16 protein-coding genes are annotated in these 13,241 nt (G+C 55.7%); 14 read left to right on the plus strand and 2 right to left on the minus strand.

Going from position 1 to position 13,241, the window contains the following annotated elements; genetic code table 11:
• The first annotated feature begins 5 nt into the window (after window positions 1-5).
• Both fur and ACFSW5_RS14420 read left to right on the plus strand, forming a co-directional pair.
• Window positions 6-476: a ferric iron uptake transcriptional regulator gene (gene fur, locus ACFSW5_RS14415; protein WP_379274285.1), complete on the plus strand. Its 471-nt coding sequence runs from the start codon at window positions 6-8 to the stop codon at window positions 474-476.
• 255 nt (window positions 477-731) lie between these two features.
• Window positions 732-1,109 (plus strand): DUF6843 domain-containing protein, encoded by a 378-nt coding sequence (locus tag ACFSW5_RS14420; protein WP_379274287.1) that lies wholly within the window; start codon window positions 732-734, stop codon window positions 1,107-1,109.
• Between the two features lie 131 nt (window positions 1,110-1,240).
• On the opposite strand, the gene ACFSW5_RS14425 is transcribed toward ACFSW5_RS14420, so the two are convergent.
• The gene (locus ACFSW5_RS14425) at window positions 1,241-1,828 is read right to left on the minus strand and encodes a CGNR zinc finger domain-containing protein (protein WP_379274289.1); all 588 of its coding nucleotides are present in this window, start codon (window positions 1,826-1,828) and stop codon (window positions 1,241-1,243) included.
• Window positions 1,829-1,948: 120 nt separating this feature from the next.
• On the opposite strand from ACFSW5_RS14425, the gene ACFSW5_RS14430 reads away from it, so the two are divergent.
• The 4 genes from ACFSW5_RS14430 (at window position 1,949) to ACFSW5_RS14445 (ending at window position 4,591) form a co-directional block, all read left to right on the plus strand.
• Window positions 1,949-2,446 (plus strand): DinB family protein, encoded by a 498-nt coding sequence (locus ACFSW5_RS14430; protein WP_379274291.1) that lies wholly within the window; start codon window positions 1,949-1,951, stop codon window positions 2,444-2,446.
• Between the two features lie 192 nt (window positions 2,447-2,638).
• Window positions 2,639-3,064 carry a hypothetical protein gene (locus ACFSW5_RS14435; RefSeq protein ID WP_379274293.1) on the plus strand — a complete coding sequence of 142 codons (426 nt, stop codon included), beginning with the start codon at window positions 2,639-2,641 and terminating at the stop codon, window positions 3,062-3,064.
• On the plus strand, window positions 3,058-3,849 hold the full coding sequence (locus tag ACFSW5_RS14440) for a lipid II flippase Amj family protein (protein ID WP_379274296.1): 792 nt from the start codon (window positions 3,058-3,060) through the stop codon (window positions 3,847-3,849). The genes ACFSW5_RS14435 and ACFSW5_RS14440 overlap by 7 nt, the downstream gene beginning before the upstream one ends.
• 34 nt (window positions 3,850-3,883) lie before the next feature.
• Window positions 3,884-4,591 (plus strand): DNA alkylation repair protein, encoded by a 708-nt coding sequence (locus tag ACFSW5_RS14445; RefSeq protein WP_379274394.1) that lies wholly within the window; start codon window positions 3,884-3,886, stop codon window positions 4,589-4,591.
• A gap of 49 nt (window positions 4,592-4,640) precedes the next feature.
• On the opposite strand, the gene ACFSW5_RS14450 is transcribed toward ACFSW5_RS14445, so the two are convergent.
• Window positions 4,641-4,910: a NifU N-terminal domain-containing protein gene (locus ACFSW5_RS14450; protein ID WP_379274299.1), complete on the minus strand. Its 270-nt coding sequence runs from the start codon at window positions 4,908-4,910 to the stop codon at window positions 4,641-4,643.
• Between the two features lie 304 nt (window positions 4,911-5,214).
• Between ACFSW5_RS14450 and ACFSW5_RS14455 the strand changes: the two genes are divergently transcribed.
• The 8 genes from ACFSW5_RS14455 (at window position 5,215) to ACFSW5_RS14490 (ending at window position 13,199) form a co-directional block, all read left to right on the plus strand.
• Entirely contained in the window at window positions 5,215-6,909 is a 1,695-nt protein-coding gene (locus tag ACFSW5_RS14455) for a M3 family oligoendopeptidase (RefSeq protein WP_379274301.1), read from the plus strand.
• Window positions 6,910-7,056: 147 nt separating this feature from the next.
• Complete coding sequence (locus tag ACFSW5_RS14460) at window positions 7,057-7,935, plus strand: GNAT family N-acetyltransferase (protein WP_379274303.1); 879 nt, start codon at window positions 7,057-7,059, stop codon at window positions 7,933-7,935.
• 232 nt (window positions 7,936-8,167) lie between these two features.
• Window positions 8,168-9,004 carry a TrmB family transcriptional regulator gene (locus ACFSW5_RS14465; protein WP_379274305.1) on the plus strand — a complete coding sequence of 279 codons (837 nt, stop codon included), beginning with the start codon at window positions 8,168-8,170 and terminating at the stop codon, window positions 9,002-9,004.
• Entirely contained in the window at window positions 9,001-9,759 is a 759-nt protein-coding gene (locus ACFSW5_RS14470) for an AzlC family ABC transporter permease (protein WP_379274307.1), read from the plus strand. Before ACFSW5_RS14465 ends, ACFSW5_RS14470 begins: the two co-directional genes overlap by 4 nt.
• Window positions 9,750-10,082: an AzlD domain-containing protein gene (locus ACFSW5_RS14475; RefSeq protein WP_379274309.1), complete on the plus strand. Its 333-nt coding sequence runs from the start codon at window positions 9,750-9,752 to the stop codon at window positions 10,080-10,082. Before ACFSW5_RS14470 ends, ACFSW5_RS14475 begins: the two co-directional genes overlap by 10 nt.
• A 101-nt stretch (window positions 10,083-10,183) precedes the next feature.
• A complete protein-coding gene (locus ACFSW5_RS14480; RefSeq protein ID WP_379274311.1) occupies window positions 10,184-10,486 on the plus strand; it encodes a phasin family protein in 303 nt (100 codons plus the stop codon).
• A gap of 36 nt (window positions 10,487-10,522) precedes the next feature.
• Entirely contained in the window at window positions 10,523-12,202 is a 1,680-nt protein-coding gene (locus ACFSW5_RS14485) for an ABC1 kinase family protein (protein ID WP_379274314.1), read from the plus strand.
• A gap of 169 nt (window positions 12,203-12,371) precedes the next feature.
• Window positions 12,372-13,199: a basic amino acid ABC transporter substrate-binding protein gene (locus ACFSW5_RS14490; protein WP_379274316.1), complete on the plus strand. Its 828-nt coding sequence runs from the start codon at window positions 12,372-12,374 to the stop codon at window positions 13,197-13,199.
• Window positions 13,200-13,241 lie beyond the last annotated feature (42 nt).

The raw sequence follows: 13,241 nt of genomic DNA on the forward strand, positions 1-13,241 counted from the left end.
AGCATATGAACATTCAAGCGGAAATCGATAAAATCAATCAGCAGCTCGCCGTCAAAGGCTACAAGCTGACGCGACAGCGGGAAGCGACCGTATTGGTGCTGCTTGAGAACGAGAAGGATCATCTTAGCGCAGAAGAAGTGTTCATGCTTGTTCGGGACAAGTACCCGGATATCGGACTGGCGACCGTATATCGGACGCTGGATTTGCTGCATGAGCTTCATATCGTGGAGAAAATGAACTTCGGCGACGGCGTGGCAAGGTACGATCTGCGCGGCACGGAGCAGGCTCATATGCATCATCATCTCATTTGTACGGATTGCGGATCGGTTGTGGAAATCAAGGACGACTGGCTTCTGGAGCTGGAACAGCGGGTACAGCGCGAGTTCGGCTTTACCGTGTCGGACCACCGGCTTGAGTTTCTCGGCATATGCAGCGAATGCAGCGGCAAAAAGGAGCCGGCGGACAAAAAGGCCTGATATCCCTTTATTACGGATAGGACAAAAGCGAGCGCTTGGAAGAGGTTAAGATTCCCGGCAGGCTCGCTTTTTTGGCGTTATCCGCGTATCGTTTACGGTTGACCGAAATTGGCATTCGGAACAACCGTGTATCGATCCAAATACTTTGTAGTGTTTGGAACGACCATAGCCGATTTAATTCGGCTCGATTCGAATGTGAACGCCCAGTGTTCAACTATTCGGCGGGAGGAAGACGTCGAAGAAGGGGGAACGATTATGGAGAAAAAGGCGAGCCGTTCTAAATTCCTTATTCCGTTTTATATTGCATTCGCCGTAACGGTTTGCGCGGCGGCAGGAGGCATGCTCTTCTTAACCGCCGGCGATGAGAGGCCCGTCCATCGGTTTATATTGCCGAAAGGGTTTACGGGATGGGTCGAAGTTGTCTACGAACAACCGGGTTATCCCGCTTTAAAAAAAGAGGGACGGTCCTTCGTCTATGAGGTGCCGTCTTCCGGAAAAATAGCGACTTCCAGCCGAAATGCTTCGGGACCCATGGAGCTTTATTATGCCGAGCAGGATGGACGACGAATCGAATTGCCGACCGATGTGCCGACGGTCCATGGACGCTTCATCCGGGGGAAGCGGCGGACCTAACCGTCCGACTGAAAAGTTACCCGGCAAGCTTAGTTTTTTTGTAGGGACGGAAGAACAATGGCGGGAGGCGGCGGAGCGCAATCCGCCCCATGATTAGACGGAAGAGGGGATGCCGTTCCAACAAGGCGGCCTTAACGCTGCTCCTCCGCTTTTTTGCGCGCCCTGTGCCGCCGCACCTTCATTAGGTTGCCGCACAATTTATCGTCGCAGTACCGCTTGGAGCGGTTGCGGGTTTCGTCGTAATAGACCCATAAGCAGTCCGGGTTGTCGCATATGCGCAAACGGCCCGGCTCGCCGTCCGCCATCTTGGCCGCGAAGTCGGCGGCTATGTCGGCCATAACTTGCTTCCAATTCGATTGAAGAGGCACGTATTCGAGTTTCCACTCTTCGGCGTCCCCGCCCAGCTGCCGGGTAATAAGCCCTTCGGCCAGCACGGCGTTAAAGGCTATCAAGTCTTCACTGCCGATCTTCTCCCCGTTGATTAAGGTCCGTACGATGCGCAGCAGAAGGGAACGGAATTGTTTCAGCTCGGCCAACTCGCGCGCATCGGGATAAGGAAGATCGGGGAAGCGGTGTTCCGCAAGCCATTGCTTGAGCCATTGAGGCTCGTCCAGCCGGTCCTTTTCCCCCAGCTTTCCTTTCCAATCGCGCCATATCGTATTCAAGTAATCGTCCCATAACATGCCGAGCCACTTCCCTGTAACAGTCTGTCGTTCCATTAGTGTAACATCTAAAGTTGCGGTTTTCCAGTTACTTGAAAGACTTCTGGAAATGTGTTACATTGTGGAATGTAACGATTAAAAATGATTTAACAAGTTACAATTGAAGGAGGAAACGCGATGAACAAGATGGAGCTGATTCGGCACGGATGGGCTTGTGCGTACGAGAAGGAAGACTGGCATCCGCCTTTGCGCGATGCGCTGAACGGAGTGACGGCCGAGCAGGCAAGCTGGAAGCCGGAAGGGGAAGCGGTCAATTCGATCTGGGAAAACGTGAACCACCTGATTTTCTACAAAGAAAGGTTTCTGAAACGGTTGACAGGCGAAGAAACGCCGGAAAGCTATCCGAAGGACGTGACGAACGACGACACGTTCGCCGTGCCGGATCCCAGCGAAGAGGCGTGGGCGGCTTCCGTCAGCCGGCTGGCCGCCGTGCATGGCGAGATTCGCAGCCTATTGGAGAAGTATGACAAAAAGGATTTCGAGCGACAATTGCCGACCCACCCGCTGGGCACATGGGCGTTCAGCCTGATCATGCACGATTCGTACCATACCGGCCAAATCATTCAGCTCCGCAAGCTGCAAGGCAGTTGGCCGTCGCGGCGTTCCTTTGAATAAACCGGAATCATACGGCAGATTCCCCGCGCCGCGGGGAGCCTGCTTTTTTTTTCTCGCCGATCAAACGTTTCGTCAATAAAGTCGGGAGACAAAATCGTCGTGGCTTGAGCGGCCGGAAAAGGAGTATTCCAGCGATCTATGGAATAAATTAGGTAGATATGGCGAGTATGATCGCGGGAAGGAGAAAACCCGATGAAGCGCATTGAATTTGAATATGCCGATAAGCTGCATCCGCGCGAAATCTCGTTCGCGGCGGCATTTGCGGCGCTGGCCCTTTACGCGGTTATCGACCGGGATTATAGCTTGCTGCTGTATGAAGGGCTGCTCGGTTTATCTTTCTTCTGGCTGTTCGGGACGAAGCTCATCGACCGATGGAAAAAAGACGATATCGTGCTTCGGGGCACGTTAACCTCAATGGACAACTCCCGCCGTCGCGGCATATGGACCGGATATCTGATGACGGAGAACGAAATCTTCGAATTCCCTTTCCCGGAGGAGGAAAAAAGCTTTTTTCAAGCTTTGCTGCAGCATGAGCTCGAAGTGACCGTGGCAAGACGGTCGCGGGCGCTGCGGTCGTGCGTTATGTTGGAACGGAGGGAAGAGCGGGAAGGATGCTGACAAGCCTGATCGTCGTTTGCGCGCTTACGATGATTATCCATACGGCGGAAACGTTGTCGTACGCGATCCGGTACGCGGGAGTTAAGCTGAACAAAATAGCCGTCGCATTGTCGCTGACGGGCATTATCGTGCTTGTATCGCGAACGGCCAACCTGATTCAGGCGCCGCTTACCGCCAAGTTCGTCGATTACGCCCGCATCGACGCGTCATTTGATTTGCTTGGGTTTATGCGCGTCATCCTGCTGGCCTCGTCGGCCGGAACGATTGTCGCCATAGCGCTGTTCCCGACGTTCGTTCAGCTGTTCGGACGGATTATCGCCAAGCTGGAGGTGGCGGGCTCGCTGCCCCGGCTTGTTGCCAGCGTCACGGTCGGCCAGCTCAAAAATACGCGGCACTATATCCGCAAGCCGTTCGTTTCGCTTCGTTCGTTCCGCTATTTGGACGTGCCGAAACGGTTTATAGCGTTAAATATCGTCGTGACCGCGTTTTATACGGTGGGCGTCATGTCTTCGCTTTATGCGGCGCATCTCATTCCGGCGTTCAGCACGACGGCGTCGCAGGCGTCCGGCATTATCAACGGCGTGGCGACCGTCCTGCTGACGATTTTTATCGATCCCCAGCTCGGGCTTATAATGGACCAAGCGCTGCGCGACGAATCGTCCAAGGACAAGCTGGGCAAAGTGTATACGCTGCTTATGGTGTCCCGGTTCCTCGGCACGCTGCTCGGGCAGTTCGTGCTGGTGCCGGCCGCTTATTTCATTTGCTTAATCGTGAAGGCCATTTAATACCGAGAATTGAAAAGGAAGGATGTGCAGCATGATGGATTTCGAAACGGTTATGGCGGAGCTGGAAGCGCTCGGCAAGGAACGGACCAAAAAAACGTACATAAGCAACGGCGCGCATGAGCCGCTATTTGGCGTGGCTACGGGCGCAATGAAACCTCTCGCAAAGAAAATCAAGAAAAATCAGCCGTTGGCCGAGCGGCTTTACGCGACCGGGAACTACGATGCCATGTATTTCGCCGGCGTTATTGCGGACCCTATGGCGATGACGGAGGCCGATTTCGAGCGTTGGATGGATGCGGCTTATTTTTATATGCTGTCCGATTATGTGGTTGCCGTAACGTTGTCGGAAACTGATTTCGCGCAAGCTGTTGCCGATAGATGGATCGCAAGCGGCGAAGAGCTTCGAATGTCGGCGGGCTGGAGCTGTTACTGCTGGCTTCTGGGCAATCGCCCGGACAGCGAATTCAGCGAAAGCAAGATGGCCGGCATGCTCGATCAGGTGAGAAATACGATTCACGAATGTCCAGACCGTACGAAATCGGCGATGAGTAATTTTATCTACACCGTTGGGATTTCCTATTTGCCGCTCCATGATAAGGCCGTGGAAACCGCAAAGGCGGTAGGCCCGGTCGAAATCGGAAGAAACAACAAAAAAAGCAGCGTCTCGGTCCCTTCCGAAAATATTCAAAAGGCCGTAGCTCGAGGGCAGCTTGGCTTTAAACGCAAATATGTAAGGTGTTAGCGTCGTTTGTTGCGGAGTTGAAGAGGGGCTTGCCGCCCCTCCTTCTCGGTTATTCATACACGTTGTCGAACGCTTCTTCGATCTGCGGAATAATCGCGTCCCAGTCCGCGTCCGGCGTTTTGGTAACCGTCACGAAATCGCGGATGCCGAAGATGTTGTCGACGCCTTCAATGCCGAGCAAGGCGGCGGCAAGCGGATGGTCCGCAGCGGCGCCGCTTTTGAGCGATATGCTGGACGGTCCTTCGAAAATCGCGGCGCTGGCGTTCACTTTTACCGCGTTGGGGTTGGGCGTTTCTTGAAAGCTGATTTGAATGGACATGTTTTCCTCCCGAGAGTTTGGTGGAGCTGCCGCTTCCCTGCGATTGCTTCGCAGCAATAGCCGGCTTCGGAAGCTTTCCGCTCTAAGTTGTGCGGCTTCGTAAACCGTTATCGCGACGAACCAATCGTCGCAGCGACAGCATGCGCTTCCGGCTTATTATAGCATTGTTTGCCTGTAAAACCATATGCAACCGGGTCCGGCCGCCGGCCGAGAAGAAGGATAGAGTTTTAGGGGCACTTGGTATATAATGGATAGGAGTACGCATTGAGAGAACCGATAGAATGAGGAGAGGGAAGGTGTCGGTATGAAATTCAGTGAATATCGCTATGAACGTCCCGACGTTAAGCAGTTCGGGGAGAAGCTCAAGGAGCAGCTGGCCGCGTTTGAAGCGGCGGACAGCTACGAGAAGCAGGACGAAGCAATGAGCCGCATTAACAAGCTTCGGAGCGAATTCGACACCATGAGCACCATCGCCTCCGTTCGCCATTCGATCGATACGACGGACGCTTTCTACAAGGCGGAGCAGGACTTTTTCGACGAGGCGGGTCCTATTGTGCAAGAATATGTGACCGACTACTACCGCGCGTTGGTTCATTCCAGGTTCCGGCCGGAGCTGGAAGCGAAGTGGGGAACCCAGCTGTTCCGTCTGGCCGAGCTGTCGCTGAAGACGTTCAGCCCGGAAATCATTGAAGATTTGCAGCTGGAGAACAAGCTGACGACGGAATATTCGCAGCTGATCGCCTCGGCCAAAATTATGTTCGAAGGCGAAGAGCGCACGCTGCCGCAGCTTACGCCGTTCGCCCAGTCGAAGGACCGCGACATGCGGAAGCGGGCGGAGGAAGCTCGCACCGGATTTTTGCTGGAGAACGAGGGGAAGCTCGACCGCATTTACGACGATCTTGTCAAGGTGCGCACGACGATCGCGAAGAAGCTCGGCTACGACAATTTCGTCGCGCTCGGTTACGACCGGATGAGCCGTACCGACTACGATGCCGGCATGGTTGCGGCGTTCCGCAAGCAGGTGGAGGAATCGATCGTCCCCGCAGTGACCAGGCTGAAGGCGCGCCAGAAGGAGCGGATCGGCGTCGAGGAGCTTCTCTACTACGACGAGGGCTTCAACTTCAAGTCGGGCAACGCCTTGCCGAAGGGCGATCCGGAATGGATCGTGGCGGGCGGCGAGCGGATGTATACGGAGCTGTCGCCGGAGACGAAGGCGTTTTTCCAATACATGAAAGACAATGAGCTGATGGATCTGGTCAGCAAAAAAGGCAAGCGGAGCGGCGGTTATTGCACTTATATCAGCGAATACGGCTCGCCTTTTATTTTCTCCAATTTTAACGGCACCTCGGGCGACATCGACGTTCTGACGCACGAAGCGGGACATGCGTTCCAGGTGTACGAAAGCCGCAAGTTTAAGGTTCCGGAATATAGCTTCCCGACCTACGAAGCGTGCGAGATCCATTCGATGAGCATGGAGTTTTTCACCTGGCCGTGGATGGACTTGTTCTTTAAGGAGGACGCGGACAAATACCGCTTCGCGCATTTGGCGAGCGCGCTTACGTTCATCCCGTACGGCGTTTCGGTCGACGAATTCCAGCATTTCGTGTACGCCAACCCGGAGGCGACGCCGGCCGAACGGAAGCAGGCTTGGCGCGACATCGAGCGCAAATATTTGCCGCACCGCAATTACGGCGACAACGACTATTTGGAGCGGGGCAACTATTGGCATCGGCAAGGGCACATTTTCAACACGCCGTTCTATTACATCGATTATACGCTGGCCCAAATTTGCGCCTTCCAGTTCTGGAAGAAGATGCACGAGGACCGCGAGTCCGCCTGGAACGAATATTTGAACCTGTGCCGCCAAGGGGGCAGCTTGTCGTTCACCGAGCTGGTAAAGGTGGCGGGCTTGATCTCGCCGTTCGAAGAGGGCTGCGTCACTTCCGTGATCGGCAGCATCGAGCAATGGCTTAACGGCGTTAACGATAAAAGCTTTTAATCCTTAACGCGGATAATTATAGATCCGGATGAGCAAGAGCAGGCCGGCATCCTAGAAAATTCTCGGGTGCCGGCCTGTTTTGCTTCAAGCGGCATCGGGCTTGCTTGAGGTTGAACAAAACGGTTATCGAACAGCGGGAGGGACGACATGATTACGTATCGTTTTTTAAACGAGCTGCCGATCGGGGAAGTGTCCGGGCTATGGAATGCGGCGTTTGAAGGTTATTTCGTCGACGCTTCGATGCCGCTGGACCGGTTCATCGCCCGCGTCGCGGCCGAAGGGCTGTCGCTTGAACGGTCGCTGGCTTGTTATGTGGACGGCGAGCGGGCGGGAATCGTGATGAACGCGTTTCGCGAGGTCGACGGAAAGATGCAGGCAAGGAACGCCGGCACGGCAATCGTGCCGAAATTCCGCCGCTCCGGCATCGGCAAGGCGATGATGGAACGGAACGAGGAGCTGTACAAGGAATATGGAGCGAAGCGGGCGGTGCTGGAGGCGATTAGCCGGAACGAGCCGGCCATTCGGCTGTATGAAAGACAAGGCTACCGGATCGCCGACCGGCTGAAGCTGCTGTCCGGCGAACGGTTCGCCGCGATTTCGCCGGAGGCGGGGGCTGGCGGCTCATCTTATACGGTGAGCAGAGGACCTGCGGCAGAAGCCGCCGCGCTTTCCTGGTACCGCCAAGGCGAGATATGGCAGGCCGGACTGCCAAGCTTAAAGGACGGCGAATGCATTCTCGTGCGCGACGGAGAGGAAGCCGTAGGCTTCGGCCTCATTCGGAGAAGATACGACGATAACGGCCGCTTGGCCGGCATTGTGCTGTTCCGCTGCGAGGCGGCTCCGGGGCGCACGGATCGGGAAGCCGTGCTGCTGGCTGCGCTGCGGGAAATATGGCAGCCGGAGCTTGACTGCAGCCGGAGCGCGTTCAACATCTCGTCTTCCGAGGACGCGCTTCTCGGCGTGCTGGAGCGGATGGGTTTTGCCGAAACGATGGAGCAGGTGCTGATGGTGAAGGAACTGGCGTGATCGGGGCAGCCGGATGTCAGGCTTGTGCGCGTTTTAACAGGCCCGCTAGCATTCTTTTGCTTCTAAATAGATAGAAGAACGGGAGTCGTGAACCATTCACGGTTCTTGTTTTTTTACAGATGCGGCAGACCGTCCAGATTGGGCGGTTTTTTTATTTTCAATCGGCGGTTGACAACAAAACACGCTCGACTCTATAGTGAGTATAACACTAACTACTATGGAGGCCGCCGAGATGGAGGATATTTATAAGGAGCTTCAAAGGTTCGGATTCTCTCTTTACGAATGCAAAGCTTATATCGGACTGCTGCAGCATGATCCGATGACCGGCTATGAAATAAGCAAACGGTCGGGCGTCCCGCGCTCGATGATTTACGAGGTCCTCGGCAAGCTTGTCGATAAGGGGGCCGTCTATACGATTCCTTCGGAGCCTGTGACCTACTCGCCGCTTGCGGTCAAAGATTTGATCGGGCGGCTGCGCAAGCAGTTCGAACAGTCCTTCGATTATGTGGAAAGGCGTCTGTCCGCCCTCGGGAGCGAGCGGGAGGTGGATCTCATTCGGCGGATCAGCGGCGACGAGCCGGTGATAGCGGAGATGGCCGATTTGATCGCCCATGCGGAGAAAGAGCTATGGCTGACGGTATGGGACAGTCAGGTCGCTCCCATTCAAAAGGCCGTGATGGAGCGCGTGAACGAAGGGGTACCGGTCTTCTCCGTCTTGTTCGGAAGCCCGGATACCGAGCTGGGGGCGACCTTCCATCACGATTATATGCCGCCGGAGGTAGCCGAGGAGCGGATGGGAGGTCGGCTTACCATTGCCGCAAGAGACAAAGAGGAGGTGCTCATCGCCAATTTCGCTCCGAATACGACGGCTTGGGCGGTGAAGACGACAGACCCGGCGCTTGTGCTGGTCGCGGTGGAATACATCCGGCACGATATCATGTTCGCGGAGGCCACCCAAGCGCTTGGGGCGGAACGGGTAGAAGCGTTGTGGCGCGGCAGGCCCGATCTTTTCCATGTTGTAACGGGCAGAAGGTTGGAGGAGTTTGAGCAAGGAGAGGGAAGTCGATGAGAGGGGAACAAGCTGCGGTCAAACAAGCCGTTCCGGATCAGGGCCAGAAGGCCGAAAAGACAGAGAGGGAGGATACGTTTCTTCAAGGGGTAAAAGAGTGCGTCCCTACGCTGCTCGGTTACTTAAGCATCGGACTCGCCGCGGGGGTCGTCGAAAAGACGGCTGGCATGAGCGTAGCCGAAATCGCGCTTATTTCGATTCTCCTGTACGCCGGCTCCGCCCAATTTATAACGGCCGGCATGATCGCCGCCAGCATGCCGGCCACAGCCGTTATCGCGACCGTGTTTTTCGTGAACCTGCGCCATATTCTGCTCAGCGCGGCGCTCTCTCCCTATTTCCGGCATCTGACGCCGCTTCGGAACATGCTGGTTGGGGCCCTTCTGACGGACGAGACGTTCGGCGTTGCGATCAATAAGGCGATCCATCGCAAGCGGATCAGTGAAAAATGGATGCACGGCTTGAACGTAACGGCCTATTTGAACTGGATTGCCGCCAATATAGCGGGCGCTTATTTGGGCCAATGGATCGCCGATCCGGAAACGTACGGCCTCGATTTCGCCTTGCCCGGCATGTTTATCGGGCTGCTCGTACTGACGATGGCAAGCCGGAACAAGCTGCTGCGGGACACCGTTGTAGCGATAAGCGCAGTTGTCGTTACAATCGTCGTCTCCATTCTGTATGGAGCGAATATCGGGGTTATCGCAGCGACTTTACTTGCATCTACAGTAGGATTGGTGATCGAAAAATGGAAATAAGATGGAGCATTCTCGTTATCATAGCCGGCGCCGCGGCCGTCACGTTTATCCCGAGAGTTCTGCCGCTCATGCTGCTGAGCCGGATGGCCTTGCCGGATTGGATCATCCGCTGGCTGCAATATGTGCCGATATCGGTCATGGCCGCATTAATCGGCCAAGAGCTGTTTCTGGAGGACGGCAGGTGGGTTCCGCTCACCGCGAATATCGAGTGGCTTGCGGCCGTTCCCGCTTTCGCGGTTGCGATTCTGACGCGAAGCTTGCTTGGAACGGTCATCACCGGGGTTGCCGCCATGATGGCGCTGCGGTACTTTTTCCCCGGCTGACCGGGAAGGATGGAAGGAGAAGATCGTTTCCGCTTGGATAAAACCGCCTAGAGATTCATATACTCTAAAAGAAAAACATTCCAGACGGGGCGGTAGAGCGCATGAAAGATCTGATTGGCAAAATGGTATCTCTCGGCTTCGGGCTTGCGGAAATTACCAAGGAGCAGGCGGAGAAGCTGGTGGACGAACTGGTGAAAAGAGGCGAAATGAGCCGCGCGGACTCGGCAGGATTTGTTAACGAGTTGATGAAAAAAGCGGAGGACGCCCGGCAGCGGATGAAGGATTCGGTTCGCGACAGCGTCCGTTCCGTCGTTGCGGAGCTTAAGCTTGCGACGAAGGACGACATCGAGCGGCTCGAGCGCAAGCTGGACGCTTTGGCCGGACAAGGCAAGCAGGACGGCTAATATGTGCCGCCTGCGGGCGCTTAGGAGGTGAGGGCGGTGAGCGGCATCGGCAAGAAGCTCCGCCATCTGGGGCGGTATAAAGAAATTACGAAGGCCTTTGTCAAGAACGGCTTCGGTTACGTCGCGAAGGATTTGGGACTAATCGAAGCTTTTCCTTTGCTGCGGCATGAAGCCGGGAACGGGCACGAGAGAGGGACGATGGGTCCCCGGCTGCGCCGTTTTCTCGAGGAGCTTGGCCCAACCTTCGTGAAGCTGGGCCAAATCGCCAGCACAAGGCCCGATCTTGTGCCGGAGCATCTGCTCGAGGAGCTGGAGCAGCTGCAGGACCATGTCGCCCCGTTCGGCTTCGAATCGGCCATGGCGATTATCGAAAGCGAGCTGGGCGCGCCGGTGCACGAGCTGTTTCTCGATTTCGGCGAAGAGCCCGTGGCTGCCGCCTCGATCGGCCAAGTGTACCGCGCCGTGTTGAAAGACGGCACCGTCGTCGCCGTGAAGGTGCAGCGCCCGGGCATCGAGCGGATGATCGACATTGACTTGGACATTCTTTCCGAACTGGCGAGACATGCCGAAGCGAAGCTGGACTGGGCGAAGAAGTATAAGGTGGCCGGCATGATGGACGAGCTTGCCCGCGCGCTCCGGACGGAGCTGGATTACCGGGTGGAGGCCCGGAATACCGAGCGATTCGCCCGCAGCTCCCGGAACTGGAGCTATCCGGTACATATTCCCGCCGTCTATTCGGATTATTCCACGAGACGGGTGCTGACGATGGAATACGTCGAAGGAATCAAGCTGTCCGACCAGGAGCGGCTCAGGAGCGAAGGGACGGATAGGAAAGAGCTGGCCGGCCGGTTCGTATCGGTTCTGCTGCATCAAATATTGTTCGACGGTTATTTCCACGGCGATCCGCATCCGGGCAACGTGCTTGTCATGCCGGACGGCAAGCTGGCGCTGCTTGATTTCGGCATGGTCGGACGGCTGTCTCCGGAAATGAAGGACGGCTTCGCGTCGTTCGTGATCGCGCTGCGGAAGCAAAGCACGGACGGCGTGCTTCGCGCGATCGGCAAGCTGGGGCTTATCCCGGAAGACGCCGACATGGCGTCGCTTCGGATGGACGTCGAAGATTTGCGGGAGAAGTACGTCGATGTCCCGCTTCGCGACATCAGCGTCAGCGAGGCGGTCGGCGACCTCTTCCGGGTATCGTTCCGCCATAACATCAGCTTGCCCTCCGATCTGACGCTGCTCGGCAAGACGCTGCTGACCATGGAGGGGGTCGTCGAAGCGCTTGACCCGTCCTTCAGCGTCTTTGACGCGGCGGAGCCGTTCGGCAGGAAGCTGATGCTCGAGAGGCTCGACCCGTTCCGCTTGGCGATGCAATGGGCGGAGAAAATACCGGAATACGCCGATGTGCTTGCCGAAATCCCGCCCCGGTTTAAAGATGTGTTGTCCATTATCCGGAAGGGGAAAATCGGCTTTGAATTTTCGCTGGAGGATCAGGAGCGTTTCATCAAGCGTCTGGACCGGATCGGCAACCGGCTTTCCTTCAGCATCGTTCTGCTCTCCTTCAGCCTCATTATGGTCGGACTGATCGTCGGCTCTTCCGTCGGCCGGCGCCAGACGGTGCTTTGGCAGCTGCCGGCGATCGAGATCGGGATGGTCATCGCGGCGGTCATGTTCGTCTTTTTGCTTTATTCCATCTTCCGCTCCGGACGTTTCTAAGCGCATGCTATCACGGGCATGCGCTTTTCTTCATAAACTGGAAGGAATATTAGAAATTTATGATTTGAATGTAAGATAATATAACATATTTAATAAAGTGACGATTGTAACCTACCTGTAATCCTGTTAAAATCGTGGATAAGATTACTATTTTGCAGGGGGGAACGGTATGAAGAAAGGGATAATGTTAGTTTTTCTAACCTTGATTATGGCAATCGTTGCCGGCTGCGGTGCGAAGACCAACGAATCGGCCGGAGGCGGCTTCGCGGACGGGGAGCAAGCGAAAGTGTACAAAATCGCGACGGATGCTTCTTACGCCCCCATGGAAATGATGGACAAGGATAAAATCGTCGGCTTCGACATCGATTTCCTGGCCGAGGTGATGAAGGAAGCCGGACTTTCCTACGAAGTCGTCAACACGGGCTGGGACCCGCTCATGACAAGTCTCGAATCCGCGAGTTCGGAGTTCGCCGGGGCGATATCCGCCATCTCGATTACGGACGAACGCAAGCAAACCTATGACTTCTCCTTCCCTTATTACGAATCCACGAACATGATCGTCAGTAAGGAAGGCAGCGGCATCGCAAGCGCCCTCGATTTGAAGGGCAAGAAGGTTGCCGTGCAGGGCGGCACGACCGCCGACGAGCTGATGACGGACATTATGGGCGAAGGCAACACCGACCTGAAGAAATTCGACAACAACACGCTCGCTTTAATGGAGCTGGAGAACGGAGGCGCGGAGGCGGTCGTCGCCGATATCGCGATCATTCGGGAGTATTTGAAAAACAATCCGGACGCCAAGCTCGAAGGCGTGCTCGATAAAGAAAATTTCGGCGTGGAATATTACGGCGTCATGTTCCCGAAAGGCGGCGAGCTGAAAGCGAAGCTCGACCCGGCGATCAAGACGGTAATCGAAAACGGCAAATATGCCGAGGTGTATAAAAAATGGTTCGGCGAGGAGCCCGATACGAAGGCGCTGCTCGACCAAATGAACTAGGCCGGGAGCATGCGCCCGCTTTAGGCGCATGCTTTTAGTCGT

Source organism: Paenibacillus thailandensis, from assembly GCF_042685365.1.
Classification (GTDB): Bacteria; Bacillota; Bacilli; order Paenibacillales; family Paenibacillaceae; genus Paenibacillus_AP; species Paenibacillus_AP thailandensis.